We start from the raw sequence: 18,405 nt of genomic DNA on the forward strand, positions 1-18,405 counted from the left end.
GTGTAAGGAATTTATTCCCATTCAATTGTAGCGGGTGGCTTAGAGCTTATGTCATAAACAACTCTGTTAACACCTTTTACATTATTTATTATTTTGTTTGATATTTTTTGTAAAAACTCATACGGTAAATTTACCCAATCAGCAGTCATACCATCGGTGCTTTCAACAGCACGTAAAGCAACTACTTTTTCATAAGTTCTTTCATCACCCATAACTCCAACAGAGTTTACTGGTAATAAAATTGCGCCAGCTTGCCATACTTTATCGTATAAACCATCTTCTCTTAAACCGTTGATAAAAACAGCATCTACTTCTTGTAAAATACGTACTTTTTCTTGGGTAATATCGCCTAAAATACGAATAGCCAATCCAGGACCAGGAAAAGGATGACGCCCTAATAAGTCTTTATCAATTCCCATTGAAGCTCCTACACGACGAACTTCATCTTTAAATATCATTCGTAAAGGCTCTACTATTTTTAACTTCATAAAGTCAGGTAAACCACCTACATTATGATGACTTTTAATAGTTGCCGATGGTCCTCCGTTTACAGAAACCGATTCAATTACATCAGGATAAATAGTTCCTTGAGCTAGCCATTTAGCGTTTTCAATCTGATTTGCTTCAGCATCAAAAACATCGATAAAAGCTTTACCGATAGCCTTACGTTTTTCTTCAGGATCGCTTAATCCTTCAAGTTCTTTCATAAAACGTGCCGAAGCATCAACACCTTTTACATTTAAGCCCATACCTTCGTATTGTTTTAATACATCGGTATATTCATTTTTACGTAACAAACCATTGTTAACAAAAATACAGTGTAAGTTTGCGCCAATTGCTTTGTGTAATAATACAGCTGCTACGGTAGAATCTACTCCTCCCGATAAGCCTAAAACTACTTTGTCGTTTCCTACTGTTGCTTTAATATTGGCTACTGTTTCATCTACAAATGAGTCAGGAGTCCAGGTTTGAGCTACATCAGCAATATCAACTAAAAAGTTTTGTAATAATTGTTTTCCATCGGTAGAATGATATACTTCTGGGTGAAATTGAATCGCGTATGTTGATTCTCCTTCAATTTTATAAGCAGCATTTTCAACATCGTTGGTGCTTGCTAATAAAGTTCCGTTTGTTGGTAAATTTTTAATAGTATCTGAATGACTCATCCAAACTTGACTTCCTATTGAAATTCCTTTAAGGAACGCTTCTCCTTCTTTTACAAAAGATAAATTCGCTCTACCATATTCTCTGGTATTTGAAGGCGCTACTAATCCACCAGAAAAGTGGGCTAAGTATTGCGCTCCATAACAAACAGCTAATACAGGTTTTTTACCTCTAATTTCTGTTAAATCTGGATGTAAAACCGCTTCTGAACGAACAGAGTTTGGGCTACCAGATAAAATTACGGCTTTAAAGTCGTTTAAATTTGTTGGAATTTTGTTATACGGATGAATTTCACAGTAAATGTTCAATTCTCTCACTCGGCGGGCAATAAGTTGTGTGTATTGCGATCCGAAATCTAAAATAAGTACGTTGTGTTGTTGCATGCGCAAAAATAGTACTTAGATTTCAGATTTTAAGTATTTGATTTTAGATTTTTTAAACTTTTTTCAAGGTTTTTTAATAGCGATACACAATAGCGTTTATATTCATTCCTGATCCTACGGATGCAAGCATAATTACATCACCTTTTTTTACTTGCTGATGTTCGATATTTCCTTTTAAAACCAAGTCTAATAGTGTTGGTACGGTTGCCACAGAGCTATTTCCTAAGGTACGAATACTCATTGGCATTATTTCTTTAGGCACAGGTTTCTTATAAAGGCGATAAAAACGCTTGATAATTGCTTCGTCCATTTTTTCGTTAGCCTGATGGATAAATATTTTTTTAACCTGGTCAATTTCAACATCACTTTTATCTAAAGCTGTTTTCATGGCTTTTGGCACATTATTAAGTGCGAATTCATAAATTTTACGCCCGTGCATTTTTATGTAACGGGTATTTTCTTCAGAATTATTTGATTTTTGATTAAAAGATTTTCCAAAAAATAAAAAATAGGCTTCTTCTTTGGTGAATGTTTGGGTGGCGTGGCTTAAAATTCCGCTACTAGAATTTTCTTTCTCTTCTAAAATACATGCTCCAGCACCATCACTATAAATCATAGAATCTCTGTCGTAAGCATCAATAACTCTTGACAATGTTTCACTTCCAATAACCAAACATTTCTTGGCAATTCCTGCGTTAATAAAGGCTTGTGCCTGAATAACACCTTGCACCCATCCGGGGCATCCGAATAAAAGATCGTAGGCAACACAGTTTGGGTTTTCTATTTTTAGTAAGTGTTTTACACGGCTTGCCAAACTAGGCAACATATCACTTTGGATAGCATCTTTTTTTACATCACCAAAATTATGTGCAAAAATGATATAATCTAAACTTTCAGGGTTAATATTGGCATCTTCAATGGCTTTTTTAGCCGCTAAATACCCTAAATCAGATGATTGGTAATCATCATTGGCATACCGACGCTCTTCAATACCTGTTATTGATTTGAATTTTTCAATAATGATGTCGTTCGGGCTGCTAAAAGAAGTTCCATCAGCATTTAAAAAAGAATTTTCTAAAAATTGATTGTTTTCTTTTTTTATAACAGGGATATATGAACCTGTTCCTGTGATTACTGCTGATGTCATCTTAATTATTTTGGTTATTTTTCTGTGAAATTTTGTAAAAACATACAAGTAAAGCATTTTAAATTTAAAAAACACTTTAATTACTTTTCTATTTATTATAATTGTGTTTTTGTTATAAAATAGCACTTTAATTGCTGATTTTATAATAAAAACAGCAATTTTTTATGTTTGTAGTTTTATTATTTATAGGTATTCACTATCGAAAGAAAAAGGAAGCAAAGAAAGTAGTGAGGTTGTTTTTATAATTTTTCCAACTTCCCCCATAAATAAGACTTCCATCGGTTCTTTTTGATTAATTTCATATTCCGATAAGGTTTGCCTACAAGCACCACAAGGACCTATAGGTTTGTCTACTGTCATGTTTTGAGAAGCGGCAGTAATGGCAAGTTTTTTAATTTTTATCCCAGGAAATTCAGAGCCTACACGCCAAACACCAACTCTTTCAGCACACATTCCTGAAGGATATGCTGCACTTTCTTGGTTATTTCCTAAAATAATTTCACCGTTTTCTAGTAAAAACGCGGCACCAACGTTAAATTTAGAATAAGGCGCATAAGCTTTGGCTCTTGCTTCTATAGCTTTATTCATTAATAAGGTATCTTCTGCTGTTAATTCTGTTGTGTTTTCAAAAACGGTAACAGTTGTTTTTAAGTCTATTTTTTCCATAAAAAAATTATATTAGTCAAAAAAGCAGTCTAAACGACTGCTTTTATAGTATTTGATACGAAGCTATTTAAGTAAAACTGAAATTTAATAATCGTCGTAAATTTCTCCTAAATCAAATGATAAAGAAAAACGTAAGGTATTTTCTAAAGGGTTATTAACCGATGAGGTGTTTACTAAATAAGACAAATCTAAGGTAAAGGCTTTGGCAGTAAAACCTGTTCCTAAACTTAAAAATTGTCGTTGTCCTTTTTCTTTGCTTTCATGAAAGTAACCAGCCCTAAGAGCAAAGGCATTATTGTATATATATTCAGTTCCTAGTGCCCAGGTAGTTTCTTGAAGTTCTTCACTAAAATCTCTATCGCCTAAAGAAGTAAACATTCCTTCTATCCAACCTCTGCTTGATGCTGCGCTGCTTGAAGGAACTAATAATTTGGCAAATTCTAAATTTAAACCAACTGTGTTTTCACTATTTAAGATGAAATCAAAACCTCCTCCAAACTTAGCATTTGTAGGAATAAAATATTCTTCACCAGGAGTATAGGCAACCTTAGGACCAATATTTGCAATGTTAAAACCTAAACGGTAGCGTCCATTAAAGTTTCCAAAATTTCTTTCTTCAGATTGATAAAAACCAGAAATATCTACAGCAAAAGCACTAACAGCACCTGTGTTATTGTCATTAACATCTAAGTTTGAATTGATGTATTTTAAGCCAACTCCCATTGAAAAGTTTTCACTTAATTTCATTGAATAAATTCCTGTAATTGAAAATTCATTCGGGTTTTTGTAGCCTAAGTCACGGATTCCTCCACCTACTTTTACTTCATTAAGATCTATTTGACCAAGAGAGAAGTATTTAAGATCTACTCCAAAAGCGGAATTTTCTTGAAATCTATTCACATAAGAAATATTTCCTACAAAAATATCATCGGTTAAATTTCGAAGCCAAGGCGTATAGTTTAAACCAATATTGATTTTATTTTTATTAAAAGCTGTTTTGGCGGGGTTGTGAAAAATAGAAAAAGCATCTGCTGATGTTGCTACTCCTACGTCTCCCATACCGCCTGCACGTGCATCAGATGAAATTAATAAAAAGGGGGTTGCTGTTGTAATTTGCGCTTTTACTTGAGGGGCAAAAAAAGCAAGGAACAAAAAAAATGATAATTTTTTCATGTAAGGGTTTGGTTATTAAATTCAACAAATATAGAATATATTTATGAAAAGTTAAATTTGTTTTTTAACATTAAATCAAACGCTAGAAAAAAGTATCTAGTATATAAAGGACATGTATTTATTTTTTTTGTAATAAAATAGGTTGTTTTTAGATGAAAAATTGACGATTAATAGCAGCTATTTAATACTAAATATAAAAAACGATCGTTTACACTCTATAAGAGTAAGGCTGTTTATGTTTCAATTTATAAATAAATTAGTTGTTAGGAATTAGAAATATTGTAAATTGCGCCAGCCTTAAAATAGTTAAAAACACATGAAAAGCACGTTAAAATTATTTAGTTTATTGGTTATCACAGCGTTAATGGTTGCTTCCTGTAAGAGCAATAGTGGTGGTTCAAGTAAATCTTCATTAACCGGATGGAATTTTAATGACCCTAATTACGGTGGTTATATAAAAGGAGAAGATAAAAAAGGAAAAGAAACTCCTCCAGGAATGACACATATAGAAGGTGGAAGCTTTACTATGGGGCTAGTGCAGGATGATGTAATGTTCGATTGGAATACTACACCTCAAAAAATGCATGTTCGTTCTTTTTATATGGATGAAACAGAGGTTACAAATGCGGAATATGGTTTATTCATGCAATATACTAAAGATGTTTTTCCACCGGAAGATCCTCAATTTAAAAATATTTATCAATCTGTTTTACCAGATACATTAGTTTGGAGAAAAGGATTAGGAAATACTAATTTATTATCAGAAAGTTATTTAAGACATCCTTCGTATGCCGAATATCCTGTTGTAGGGGTAAGTTGGTTACAGGCTAGTAAGTACTGTAAATGGCGTACCAATGCCGTGAATTTAAAAATATTAATGGATAAAGGTGTTATTAAAAATATCTTTAAAGAAGATTCATTAAGCTTTAAAGGAAAGAATAATTTTGATACTGATACCTATTTAACCAATCCGTATGCATTGTTTGACGGAGATTCTACTATTTATAAAAAAGGAATTCCTGTATATAGGAAAAAAGGAAGCTCAAGACCCGATAAAGATAAATTTTCAGGAAGACAGGTAACTTCATCAGATGGTATTTTAGCACAAAAATTTAGGCTTCCAACAGAAGTTGAATGGGAATATGCTTCAAAAGCAATTTTTGAAAACCGTGAGTATAACAATATTCGTGGAAGAAAAAAATACGCTTGGAACGGTAAATATACACGTGATAGAGATAAAAGAAGAAGAGGAGATCAGTTAGGAAACTTTAAGCAAGGAAAAGGAGATTATAGTGGTATTGCAGGTTGGAGTAGTGATATGGCAGATATTCCTAATGCAGCAGCAAGTTATCCGCCAAATGCTTTTGGTTTGTTTGATATGTCAGGGAATGTAGCCGAATGGGTGCAAGATGTATACCGTCCTATTATTGATTCTGAAGCAAATGATTTCAACTATTTTAGAGGAAATATTTTCACTAAAAAATTAATAAATCAAGAAGGTAAAGTAGTTATTGTTGGTGATGAAATGGGCGAAATTGAATACGATACTCTAGAAAATGGAAGAATCGTACCAAAAGAATTACCTGGTAGTGTTAAGTTTATCCCTATTACAAAGGAAGATACTTATATGAGAAGAAACTATAATTTAGCAGATAACTCAAGTTTAGGTGATGGAGATCAAGCTTCTTCAAAAGATTATCAATTAGAAAAAGATCAATTAGGAGAGATGTCAAGAATGTACAACTCACCTGAAAAACCTGAAGCAGATAGAGATTCATTAGGAAACGTAGTGAATAACTATAAATACGATTCAAAAAACAGAGCAACTTTAATTAGTGATAAATCTAGAGTTTATAAAGGTGGTTCATGGGCAGATAGAGAGTATTGGTTAGACCCAGCTCAAAGAAGGTATTTTCCTGAATATATGGCTACGAATTTTATCGGATTTAGATGTGCTACTGATAAAATGGGACCTATGATGTTAAACAAGCGTAAGACTGCTACACCAAGGTATTCAATGAATAAAAGATAAACAATTAAATATTTTATATACTAAAACCTCATTGAATTTTCAATGAGGTTTTTTATTTTTACAAAATGAAAATAGCTGATTTATATACCCTATATATTCAACATGGTTTAGTTGATACCGATACTAGAAATATTAGAGAAAACACCTTGTTTTTTGCTTTAAAAGGCGCGAACTTTAATGGTAATAAGTTTGCAGAGCAAGCTTTAAAAAAAGGTGCTAAATTTGCTATTATTGATCAAGTAGCATTTAAAACTTCTGATAAAACTATTTTAGTTGAAAATGTATTAAAAGCCCTGCAAGATTTAGCAAGTTATCATCGAAAAAAATTAGGAATACCTATTATAGCAATAACAGGTAGCAATGGGAAAACAACCACCAAAGAGTTAATTAATGCTGTATTGTCATCAACCTATAAAACGACTGCAACAATAGGGAATTTAAACAATCATATAGGCGTTCCTTTAACGTTACTTTCTATGACAAATCAAACGGAAATAGGAATTGTTGAAATGGGCGCAAACCACCCTAATGAAATTGCTTTTTTAACTGAAATAACAACGCCAGATTTTGGGTATATTACTAATTTTGGAAGTGCACATCTAGAAGGTTTTGGGTCGTTAGAAGGTGTTATAAAAGCAAAATCAGAATTATATGATTTTCTTATCAAGAACAATAAAAATATTTTTGTAAATCCAGAAGATGCTATTCAAGTAGCCAAAACTAAAGATGCAAATACTGTTTTGTTTGAAAAGTCTATTGGTTTTATAAAGGCAAATCCTTTTGTGAAATTATCTTTTGCATCATTAGAAATACAAAGTAATTTGATAGGAGCGTATAATTTTTCAAACATATCAGCCGCTATTACGATAGGGGATTATTTTAAGATATCTAAAGAAAAAATTAAAGCGGCTATAGAGAAATATACTTCGTCAAATAATCGTTCACAAGTTATTAAAACTCAAAATAACAGTATTATTTTAGATGCCTATAATGCCAATCCAACGAGTATGAAGGTGGCGCTAGAAAGTTTTAACAGTTTAGAAGCAAAACATAAAACGGTTATTTTAGGTGATATGTTTGAGTTAGGAAATTACAGTAAAACAGCCCATCAAACTATTGTAGATTTAACGCTTAGTTTTAATTTTGATAAAGCCTTTTTTGTAGGTGAAAATTTTAATAAAACCGAAATAAAGTGTCAAATAAAAGATGAAATAAAGTCTCAAAAATGTATAAGTTTTGAAGCACTGAAAGAATATTTACAAAAAATCCCTGTAAAAGAAAGTACTATTTTAATAAAAGGTTCTAGAGGTATGGCGTTGGAAAGGCTGGTTGAACTTTGTTAGTTTAGTGTTTTTTAATGAATTATTCTGGGCATAAAAAAACTCCGATATTTAGATAAAATATCGGAGTTTTTTATATACAATTAGTAAAGTAATTGTTCTTTAAAATTAAAGAACTTTAGCGTCTAATTTTTCATAAATAGAATTCTTAGAGATATATTCAGGAACAATTTCTTTTATAAGTTGTACTGTTTTCTGATTGTCATGGTTTTTATTGTTAACACATAATTCTGCAATTTTATGACGTATAAAAAGAGTGTCTATAACCTGATTTTTAGCGATCATTATTTTTTCATGATAGGTAGGCGCTGTGTTTTCACCATCAGCTAAAAGCTCTTCGTACAGTTTTTCACCAGGGCGTAATCCTGTTATTTTGATATCAATATCTTCTGGAAATTTTAATCCAGATAAATGAATCATTCTTTTGGCTATTTCATATATTTTTACAGATTTCCCCATATCAAAAATATAAATTTCACCACCATTCCCCATAGTTCCTGCTTCTAAAACCAAGCAACAAGCCTCTGGTATAGTCATAAAATAACGTGTAATATCTTTGTGAGTAACCGTTAAAGGACCTCCATTTTCAATTTGACGTTTAAAAAGAGGAATTACAGAACCGTTAGAACCTAAAACATTTCCAAATCGCGTGATGGTAAATTTAGTATGATGACTTGTATCATTACTTAAACAACTGATGTACATTTCAGCAACTCTTTTGGTTGCTCCCATTACGTTTGTCGGGTTTACTGCCTTATCCGTAGAAACCATAACAAAGCGTTCTACTTGGTGTTTTATTGATAAATCGGCAATATTTTTAGTTCCTGCAATGTTTATTTTAACAGCTTCATAAGGAGTCATTTCCATTAAAGGAACGTGTTTATAAGCTGCTGCATGGAATACTTTCTGCGGTTTATATTGTTCAAAAATTTTAGACATTCTTGTTTCATCTCTAACATCTGCAACGATAGAAGTGATGTTTTGTCTGCCTTTTTGAACAAGTTCTTGCTGAAGGTCGTATAATGCCGATTCGGCCTGGTCGATTAGTACTAAATGTTCGTGTTGGTAAGCACTTAGTTGTCTTGAAATTTCTGAACCTATTGAACCAGCCGCTCCTGTTACTAAAATGACTTTATTGTTTACATCTTTTTTAACAATCGGATTTTCAATAGAAATAGGTTTTCTATTTAGTAAATCTTCTATTTTTACCGTTTTAATTTGATTGGCTTCTAAATCGCCATCAATCCATTTTGAAATAGGTGGAACAATTTTAACTTTTACGCCTAAATCTAATAGGGTATCGGTAATAAAAAGTAATTTTTCAGATTTTATATTCTGAATAGAAATAATAACGTCATCAATTTGTTTATTTTCGATAAACTCTTTATTGATGATTTTTCTGTTATATATTTTAACTTGATTTATTTTTTTTCCAGATTTTTTTTCATTGTCATCAATAAAACCTAAAACATTATATTGGTGTTTCGTGTCTCTATCTAAAGCTTCATAAGTTGCTAATCCTGAATCTCCTGATCCATATATAAGCACATTTGATGATTTACTTAATTTAGTTGATATCATTTTAAAAAACGCTTTAAAAACATACCTACTAATAACCAATGCTAAAATTGAAATCAAATAATGAATAATCAAAATTGATAAAGGAATTGTAAAACGAGGAATGAAAGCAAATAAATTATTAATTAAAACAATCGAAATTGCTGTTAAAAAAAGTAAGCTCACTCCTAAAAAAACATTAAAAGCATCTCTTGTTCCTGTATGCCTAACAATACCTCGGTATGAGCCCACAATAAGAAAACTTATAAGGGCTATACATGCTATAAACGGAATTTGATAATATAAATTATCAAGATCAAAATTTAAACTAGCATTAAAACGCACGGAGTATGCTAATATGAAAGATATACATACTAAAATGATGTCGATACTTAAAACAACCCATTTGGAGGCGTATCGTTCAAAAAACTTTAAAGCAATTTTTTTTGGCATTATCTGTTTATTAAATGTTAAAAATACAAAATAAAAGTTAAATTTTAGCCATTTGTTTCTTCATCATTTGCATTTGCTCTTTTAACATGCCATGTTTGTCTAACTTTTTAGCTTCATTCATTAAAAGAGTTGCTTCTCTTTTTCTACGTTTGGTCATCGCTATTCCTGCTAACTGTAATTTTGCCATTGCTAAATCATGGTCCATCGCTAAACCTAATTTAACTGCTTTTTTCAAGTATTTTTCGGCTTGTGTGATGTTTTTTTGACTTAGCATAATGCCATGTAAGTAATTATAATATCCTTCTTGCTTAGGAATTAAGGCTGTTTCTGGGTTTTTAATACGGTCTAACCATTTTTTAGTTCCTTCAAAATTTTGTTTACGTAATTGCATAAAAGCAAGTAAAATAAATTCATTTTTAAAGTAGAAAAATACGAAAATACCTGCTAATAAAAGAATTGATATTCCATTCATTATATGAACCTGAGAAAACTCATAAATAGCCCATAAACTGATTACACCTGCTATAATTAACTTTATATTTTTATTAAACATTTTAATTTTTTTTAATTTTTGTTTTTTATCAATTTGTAAAAGTACATTTTTCTGTTAAAAATTGTTGCTTTATTTTTTATAAAACTTTTTATATTTAACCCATGCTAAAGAGCCTATTATTGCAACAAAAGCAATTGAATAATAAATAGAGGTAGGGGTAATTACTTTGTCACCACTAGCGTAAGAATGCAGTCCTGATAAGTAAAAATTTACGCCAAAATAGGTCATCATAATAGATGCAAAAGCCATTATAGACCATAGGTTAAAGGTGTATCTTGATCTTAATCCAGGGATTAAACGCATGTGTAGCACAAAAGAATAAATCATAATTGATATTAACGCCCAAGTTTCTTTCGGGTCCCAGCCCCAGTAACGCCCCCAACTTTCATTTGCCCACATACCTCCTAAAAAGTTTCCGATTACCAGCATAATTAAACCAACAGTTACTGCCATTTCGTTAATTACGGTAAGTTCTTTTAGGTGAATATCCATTTTCTTTTTATTCTTTTTATTAGTGAAAATGATTAAAAATAAAGAGAAAATACCTAAAATCATTCCTAAAGCAAAAGGACCGTAACTAGCCACAATAATTGATACATGCACATATAGCCACCAAGAATTCAATACTGGTACTAAATTGGCAATTTCAGGATCTAACCAGTTTTGATGCGCAAAAAATAAAATAATAGACGTTAAAAATGTGGTAGCAGTAATTGTTAATGCCGAATTTTTTCCTAATAATAAACCAAATAACATGGTTGCAAGCCCTACAAATATAATTGATTCATAAGCGTTACTCCAAGGGGCATTTCCACTAATTTGCCAGCGAGAAGCTAGCCCTAAAATATGCACTATAAAAAGGATAATAACAATCCCTATTAAGGCTTTTATAACGTAGTTTATCCAAGGCTTGTTGTTAAATATTTGAAAAAAGACAAAAACAAGCATTAAAAAACTAATAAATCCGTAGTATTTAGATAATTTTACAAATATATTGGTTTTATTGTAGGCTATTTCTAGGTTTATTTTATTTTCAGAAGGAATAACTTCTTTACCAAATTTTCGTTGGAATTTTTTAATTCCGTCTAAAATTTTATTAGTTTCGGTATAATTTCCTGTTTTTTTAGCTTCTTGTAATAATTGAAAATATACAGGCAATGATTGTCTTACAAAAACAGAATCTGTTCCTTTAAAATTTGCTTGTGAAGTTTCAGGTTGTGATACCCATTTATGTTGTTCATCATTAGGAATTGGGAAAATTTTTAAAATTCCACCACCCAATGCTTGTGATAACAGCCACACACGATGTTCTATTTTTATAACATCTTTTTCAAATTTACTTTGAATTTGTTTTTTTTGAGCTTCAATAACAAGATTGCTAATTTTAGAGGTTCCGTTTTTATCATAAAAATCTATAAAACAAGCATATTCAGCCTCTTTTTTAACACCTAATATTTCACGGATTTTGGTATTTCCTTTCTCTAGATAAACAAAAGGAACATTTAACCAAAACATGGGCGACTCGGTAATAGAAACTAAAATTTGACTTGGTGTTAAGTCTTTAAAGCTGTTAGTATGCGCTACTTTTCGAACCAATTCTGATGCAAAAGTATGTGCGGGCTTCATACGTCCGCCTGTATCTTGTATTACCAATTCACTAAATAAAGCAGCGTGTTCTTTGTTTACAACCGATTTTTTTAAAACCGTTTCAATTTCGTTTTCTGATAACTTTTTAGCTTGTTGATGTTGTTGTTCCTGATGCTGTGAAAAACTTAAAAAACTACTTGCTAAAAATAAGATTGTAAGGGTCGCTTTTTTTGTTCTAATTTTAATTAATGATTTTTTCAAATAATCAAAACGAGTATTTTTAACAAACAATGAGGCAATTAAACCAAAAAACAGTAAAAAATAACCGATATAAGTAACTAAAGTACCCATATAATCATGGTTTACAGATAAGTGAGTTTGTTCTTTATCTCCTTCAATTTTATAGCTAGATTGAAATAATTTATAGCCTTTATAATCTAAAATATTGTTCATAAAAATTCGATAATCAAATGTTTCTTCCTTGTCGATAACCGTTACTTCACTAGCAAAAGAAGCGGCATTTTCTGAACCAGGGTATTTTTGTAATTGAAAGTCATTTAATTTAACACTAAAAGGTGTTTGGCGTTGCTTTGCACCGTACCAAGCTCTAAAATTTAAGCCATCAATACTAAATTGTTCTTTTCCTTCAACATTAAAGCTACCACCAGTTAATTTCACACGTTCTGTTTTGTCATTAAAAGTAACATCAAAAACAACCATGTCAAATTTTTGGTCATTTTTTTCACCTCTAAGAATTTTCATTTCTCCTTTAATAGCAGGCTGAGGAATAACAAAAGGAAGCCCCGAAATTTGGTATAAAGATCGAAGGTTAAAATTCTGAATGCTGTCTTTTTTAACCAATCCTTTGCGTTGGGTTGCCATTACTTGATAACTACCTGCCGATTTGGTTTGTATTTTTAAGGTATCGTTTTGTTTAAAAATATTAATATTTGTGTCCTCTGATTTAGCATCAAAACCAACTAAAATATTATGAATATTTTCAATTGTACCACGTTTAATATAGTGTTCATGTCTGCTTCCGCTAGAACTCTCTACAAATAAAAGATGCTCAGTACCATTTTGGTCTTCAACCAATTTTTCTTCAGCCCAAGGAATATAATCGACTAAATTAAATGTTATTTTATGATTTTCACCATCTTTTTTTGGCTGAAAATACTCGGTAAAACTTGCCGAATTACTCCCTAAAGCAGTTAATAGTAGCTTGTTATTTGTTTCTTTTTGAAATTCGTTATTATCAATAACTACGTTTAAATAATTAATATCAGATAAAAAAGTATTGGTAGTTTCTCCTTCATCAATAATCATTAATCCTTCATAACTAATATAACGGGTAATTCCTGCGCCAATTAAAATCAATAAAAAGGCTACGTGAAATAACAATACCGACCATTTTTCTTTTTTGTATAATCGATATCTGAAGATGTTTCCAAAGAAATTAACCACGAAAAACACTTGAATTAACTCAAACCACCAAGCATTATATACCAAGGCTTTAGAAGTTTGTGTTCCAAAATCATTTTCCATAAAGGTTGCAACTCCCATTGCTATTGCGAAAACGAAGAATAATACGGCTGTTAAGCGGGTAGAGTAAAGAATGTCAAAGATTTTTTTCATCTGTAAATCTGCTATGTGTAAAACTTGGCAAATTTACATATTAATGCGTTAATACGTTTAAGATTTTAATCATTTTTAAACAAAGAAAAAGTTAAAATAAAAGTAAATTATAAGCCTATTTTTTCACCCATTTTAACAAAGGTTTCAATACGATTTTTAGTGTTTTTTAAAATATCGGCATCTATTTTGATGTTTTTTTTATCAACAATTAAAACAATCGTTGAGCCACCAAAAGCAAAATAACCCATTTCATCTCCTTTTTTTACAGGTAGATTAGCTGTATAGGTTTCTATAATACTTCCAACCATGGTAGCGCCAACAGGGGCTACAATAATATCGCCTTTTACTTGGGATGATAAAATACAGTACTCTCGCTTGTTCTCACAAAAAACTTTGGTAAAATTAGCGGCTAGGGCATAGGGCGAAACGGAAAAATAACTACCTTTTATTTTAGTCATTTTTGAAGGCATTCCTTTAAACGGAAAATGATAACGATGATAATCGTTTGGTGCTAATCGTAAAATAATTAACGATGAATTTTTGTGTTTTTCGGCTAAAGCATCATTTCCTAAAAATTCTTTTAGTGTAAATTGTCGTCCTTTTACAAAGAAATTATCAATATCAGCAATATTTTCAAAAGCCAACATTTTTCCATCGCCAGGCGAAACGAATCCGTTTTCAATAGGACGTGCGCCTCGTTTTAGTTTTCTATAGAAAAAATCATTAAAAGAAACATACTCTTCTATTGGTTTTTGCGCTTCATTCATGTCGATACCTAAATCGTTTACAAAACCTTCAATTTTAGTAACCGAATTTGGTTTGTCCATTAATTTGCCATACCAAGAAGATAAAAATTTACGTTTTGCAATTGGTAAAAGTGCCATTTTACCAAATGGATTATGATATAATAATTTTAAAAAACCTTCACCTGGAGGTGTTTCTGTAATTTTATTTCCTGATTTTCTGTCAATAAATTGTATTTTCATAACTCTTACGCTTCTGTGCGATCAATTAAAATAGTTAAAATATCAATGGCTGCTTGTGCAATTTTGGTTCCAGGACCAAAAACACCAACAGCACCCGTGTCAAATAAAAATGGATAATCTTTTGTAGGAATTACACCACCAACAACGACCATAATCTTTTCAGAATCGTGTTTTTTTAATGCTTTAATTACTTCTGGAACTAAAGTTTTATGCCCCGCAGCTAACGAAGAAACGCCTAAAATATGAACATTGTTTTCAATAGCCTGTTTACTAGCCTCTTCAGGTGTTTGAAATAAAGGAGCAATAAATACTTCAAAACCTAAGTCGGTAAAAGCGGTAGCGACTATTTTTACGCCCCTATCATGCCCATCTTGCCCTAGTTTAGTTAGCATTATTCGGGGTTTTACGCCTTGTGTTTTTTTGAATTTATAAACTAATTTAGCAGCTTCTTTAAATGTTTTATCGGTTTTAATTTCGGCAGCATAGACTCCCGAAATAGTTTTAGGGACTGCTTTATGACGTTTAAAAACACGTTCTAAAGCTGTTGAAATTTCTCCTAAAGTAGCCCTGTTTCTTGCGGCTTTTATGGCTAAATCTAATAAGTTCCCTTTATTTGATATAGCACAATTGGTTAAATTAGTTAACGATTTTTGAACACGATCGTTATCTCTTTTACTTTTGATGTCGTTTAATCTTTTTATTTGAGATAAACGTACCGCCTGGTTATCAACCTCTAAAATAGGAATTGGGGTTTCCTTACTTAAGGGATATTTATTAACACCTATAATTACATCTTGACCACTGTCAATTCGTGCTTGTTTTTTAGCTGCTGCTTGTTCAATACGCATTTTAGGAATTCCTTTTTCAATGGCTTTAGTCATACCACCGAAAGCTTCAATTTCTTGAATTAATTCCCATGCTTTATTGCTAATATCTTGGGTTAATTGTTCTAAATGATAACTTCCTGCCCAAGGATCGACTGTTTTGGTAATATGTGTTTCTTCTTGTAAATATAGTTGGGTATTACGAGCAATACGTGCCGAAAAATCGGTAGGTAAAGCCATCGCTTCATCTAAGGAGTTGGTGTGTAAACTTTGTGTGCCACCAAATACAGCTGCCATTGCCTCAATAGTGGTACGTGCTACGTTATTAAAAGGATCTTGGGCAGTTAATGACCATCCGCTTGTTTGGCAATGTGCTCGTAAAGCTAATGATTTCGGGTTTTTAGGATTAAATTGTTGTACTATTTTAGCCCACAACATTCTTCCTGCACGCATTTTTGCAATTTCTGTAAAATGATTCATGCCAATTCCCCAGAAAAAAGACAGTCTAGGAGCAAAAGTATCAATATCCATTCCTACGGAAAGCCCTTTTCTAAGATACTCTAAACCATCGGCAAGCGTATAAGCTAATTCAATTTCGGGGGTAGCACCTGCTTCTTGCATGTGATAGCCAGAAATAGAAATGGAATTATATTTAGGCATTTTTTCAGCCGTATATTTAAAAATATCAGCAATAATTTTCATGGAAGGAGTTGGCGGATAAATGTAGGTATTACGCACCATAAACTCCTTTAAAATATCATTTTGAATAGTTCCTGATAATAATTCAGGAGCTACACCTTGCTCTTGGGCTGCTACAATATAAAAGGCTAAAATGGGTAAAACTGCACCATTCATGGTCATGGAAACAGACATTTTATCTAACGGAATTTGGTCGAATAGTATTTTCATATCTTCGACCGAATCAATAGCCACACCTGCTTTACCAACATCAGCTTGCACACGCTGATGATCTGAATCGTAACCACGATGTGTTGCTAAATCAAAAGCTACAGAAAGTCCTTTTTGACCTGCTGCTAAGTTTTTTCTGTAAAAAGCATTGCTTTCTTGTGCAGTCGAAAATCCTGCATACTGACGAATCGTCCAAGGTTTATTAACATACATTGTAGCGTAAGGACCTCGCAGATTTGGTGCAATACCAGCTACAAAGTCTTCATGTTTTTTGTGCGAAACGGTTTGTTTTTCGTTTAAATTTAACTGTATGTTAGCGATGTTTTTTCTACTCATTGCCTAACCTTTTTTGTTCTAGCTTTTCGGCTAATCTTTTTTGTATAATAGGTAAAATTAGGGTTTTATCATTTCTAATTTTGATAAACGGAAAAAGCGATAAATTATGACTCATTATATCTTTATCGTTTGCTGTTTTATTAGCGCCTATTAATACGATTTCGCCAGCATCAAATTTTGCTTGTTCTTTATCCGAAGAATCTTTAATTTTTCGTTGAATAATGCCTTCTTTTAATTGTTTTAAAAAACCACCACCTTTTTCAATGGTTTTAAAGACTACTAAAGCATTTTGTGAAAGTTGTTTTGTTATCGATTCAATATAATACGTACCATCAGCAAAATTTTGAGCCTCTGACAATTCGGCTTCTTGTTGTAAAATTAACAGCTGATTTCTTGAAATACGCTCTCCAAATTCATTTGAATGATGAAAAATATCATCATAAGAAATATTACTAACGGTATCAGCTCCTCCTAAAATAGCACTCATACATTCCGACGTGCTTCGAAGCATATTTACATTATAGTCGTACATAGATTTATTTCGGGAAGTTGGCTTTACAAATACATGCGCTTTATTATTAACAACGTCATATTCTTTTAAAAGCGCTGCCCATAAAATTCTGAAAGCCCTAAGTTTTGCAATTTCGAAGAAATAATTACTGCCTACCGAAAAATTAAAATGAATTTGATTGGCTATTTTACCGCCAAAATAATTTAAATATTCATTAGCATGGGCTAGGGTGTAGGCGAGTTGTTGGGTAATAGTTGCCCCCGCATTTTGATATATAGAAGCGTTGATGCAAATAGTATTACAGCTATGCTCTATGATTTTTTTAAGCTCTTTAATACCGTTACTCGAATGGCTAAACCAATTTCCTGTACTTGCTAAATTACCAATAAGATCAATATTGAAATAACAATTTTTAGAGTTTATAAATGTTGATAATTCAATGACAAAATCAGCCGTTAAAAACTTTAAATTAAAGTATAATAAGGTGTTTTTTACATCGATATTTTTTAAAAGAATTTTATAATCAAAAGGAGTTTTTGCTTTAAATTCAATAGCTTTTGCACCTCTTTTTAAAGAATCGATTGCAAAATTATTTGCTGTTTCAGCATCTTCAATATAAATTGATTGGCAAATGGTAAATCCTTTTTCAGGCGTATTTATATTGGTGTTTGTTTGATCGTCTTTTGTGTAAAAAGGTCTAACGGTAATCCCTTCATCGGTTTTCCATAGTAGCGTATTATTATAGTCATCCCCATTAAGGTCAACTTGAATTTTCTGCTTCCATTGTGCAGCGCTACTTTCTTGAAACTCGTTAAATAGGTAATCACTCATTATTTAGGTATCGTATCAAATTCTATAATATAAATATCTTCATTTTCTTTTTTCATTAAATACCTTTCACGGGCATAATGCTCTAGTTGTACAGAATTTTGAAGCTTATTTATGGTTTCTTTATCTTTTTTGATTTTTTTTTCATGATAAGCTATCCAAAGATTTAACTTTTCAATCTCTTTATTAAATTCTCTATGTGTAAGATATGAATTTTCATCAAAAAACCCCATCCAAATTACAAACACGGTTAAAATAAGAGCATAAGGATTTGTTATTACTTTATAATAAGGGGTGTTTTTGATTGATTTTAAATTCATA

Annotated in this window: 13 protein-coding genes; 2 read left to right on the plus strand and 11 right to left on the minus strand. The window is 31.6% G+C overall.

The window, feature by feature from the left end; translation table 11 throughout:
* Positions 1-11 precede the first annotated feature (11 nt).
* The 4 genes from guaA to porV form a co-directional block, all read right to left on the minus strand.
* The gene (gene guaA, locus AQ1689_RS01055) at positions 12-1,547 is read right to left on the minus strand and encodes a glutamine-hydrolyzing GMP synthase (RefSeq protein WP_101954909.1); all 1,536 of its coding nucleotides are present in this window, start codon (positions 1,545-1,547) and stop codon (positions 12-14) included.
* A 73-nt stretch (positions 1,548-1,620) separates the two neighbouring features.
* Positions 1,621-2,694: a 3-oxoacyl-ACP synthase III family protein gene (locus AQ1689_RS01060; protein WP_101954910.1), complete on the minus strand. Its 1,074-nt coding sequence runs from the start codon at positions 2,692-2,694 to the stop codon at positions 1,621-1,623.
* A 183-nt stretch (positions 2,695-2,877) separates the two neighbouring features.
* Positions 2,878-3,360, minus strand: a complete 483-nt coding sequence (locus AQ1689_RS01065; RefSeq protein ID WP_101954911.1) for a cytidine deaminase — start codon at positions 3,358-3,360, stop codon at positions 2,878-2,880.
* 84 nt (positions 3,361-3,444) lie between these two features.
* Entirely contained in the window at positions 3,445-4,533 is a 1,089-nt protein-coding gene (gene porV, locus AQ1689_RS01070; protein ID WP_101954912.1) for a type IX secretion system outer membrane channel protein PorV, read from the minus strand.
* Positions 4,534-4,849: 316 nt separating this feature from the next.
* On the opposite strand from porV, the gene gldJ reads away from it, so the two are divergent.
* Positions 4,850-6,565 (plus strand): gliding motility lipoprotein GldJ, encoded by a 1,716-nt coding sequence (gene gldJ / locus AQ1689_RS01075; RefSeq protein WP_101954913.1) that lies wholly within the window; start codon positions 4,850-4,852, stop codon positions 6,563-6,565.
* A 65-nt stretch (positions 6,566-6,630) separates the two neighbouring features.
* On the plus strand, positions 6,631-7,908 hold the full coding sequence (locus tag AQ1689_RS01080; protein ID WP_101954914.1) for a UDP-N-acetylmuramoyl-tripeptide--D-alanyl-D-alanine ligase: 1,278 nt from the start codon (positions 6,631-6,633) through the stop codon (positions 7,906-7,908).
* A gap of 105 nt (positions 7,909-8,013) precedes the next feature.
* On the opposite strand, the gene AQ1689_RS01085 is transcribed toward AQ1689_RS01080, so the two are convergent.
* The 7 genes from AQ1689_RS01085 to AQ1689_RS01115 all read right to left on the minus strand — a co-directional run bounded on the left by AQ1689_RS01085 (position 8,014) and on the right by AQ1689_RS01115 (position 18,404).
* A complete protein-coding gene (locus AQ1689_RS01085) occupies positions 8,014-9,915 on the minus strand; it encodes a polysaccharide biosynthesis protein (protein ID WP_101954915.1) in 1,902 nt (633 codons plus the stop codon).
* A 37-nt stretch (positions 9,916-9,952) separates the two neighbouring features.
* Positions 9,953-10,468: a tetratricopeptide repeat protein gene (locus AQ1689_RS01090; RefSeq protein WP_058884382.1), complete on the minus strand. Its 516-nt coding sequence runs from the start codon at positions 10,466-10,468 to the stop codon at positions 9,953-9,955.
* A gap of 69 nt (positions 10,469-10,537) precedes the next feature.
* Positions 10,538-13,690, minus strand: a complete 3,153-nt coding sequence (ccsA, locus tag AQ1689_RS01095; RefSeq protein WP_101954916.1) for a cytochrome c biogenesis protein CcsA — start codon at positions 13,688-13,690, stop codon at positions 10,538-10,540.
* Positions 13,691-13,797: 107 nt separating this feature from the next.
* On the minus strand, positions 13,798-14,676 hold the full coding sequence (gene asd / locus AQ1689_RS01100) for an archaetidylserine decarboxylase (protein WP_101954917.1): 879 nt from the start codon (positions 14,674-14,676) through the stop codon (positions 13,798-13,800).
* Positions 14,677-14,681: 5 nt separating this feature from the next.
* Positions 14,682-16,745, minus strand: coding sequence for a methylmalonyl-CoA mutase (gene scpA / locus AQ1689_RS01105; RefSeq protein WP_101954918.1), 2,064 nt, complete (start codon positions 16,743-16,745; stop codon positions 14,682-14,684).
* Entirely contained in the window at positions 16,738-18,087 is a 1,350-nt protein-coding gene (locus AQ1689_RS01110) for a methylmalonyl-CoA mutase subunit beta (protein WP_101954919.1), read from the minus strand. Before AQ1689_RS01110 ends, scpA begins: the two co-directional genes overlap by 8 nt.
* Positions 18,087-18,404 (minus strand): FtsB family cell division protein, encoded by a 318-nt coding sequence (locus tag AQ1689_RS01115; protein ID WP_101954920.1) that lies wholly within the window; start codon positions 18,402-18,404, stop codon positions 18,087-18,089. Before AQ1689_RS01115 ends, AQ1689_RS01110 begins: the two co-directional genes overlap by 1 nt.
* Position 18,405 lies beyond the last annotated feature (1 nt).

This window comes from Tenacibaculum finnmarkense, from assembly GCF_900239185.1.
Taxonomy (GTDB): domain Bacteria; phylum Bacteroidota; class Bacteroidia; order Flavobacteriales; family Flavobacteriaceae; genus Polaribacter; species Polaribacter finnmarkensis.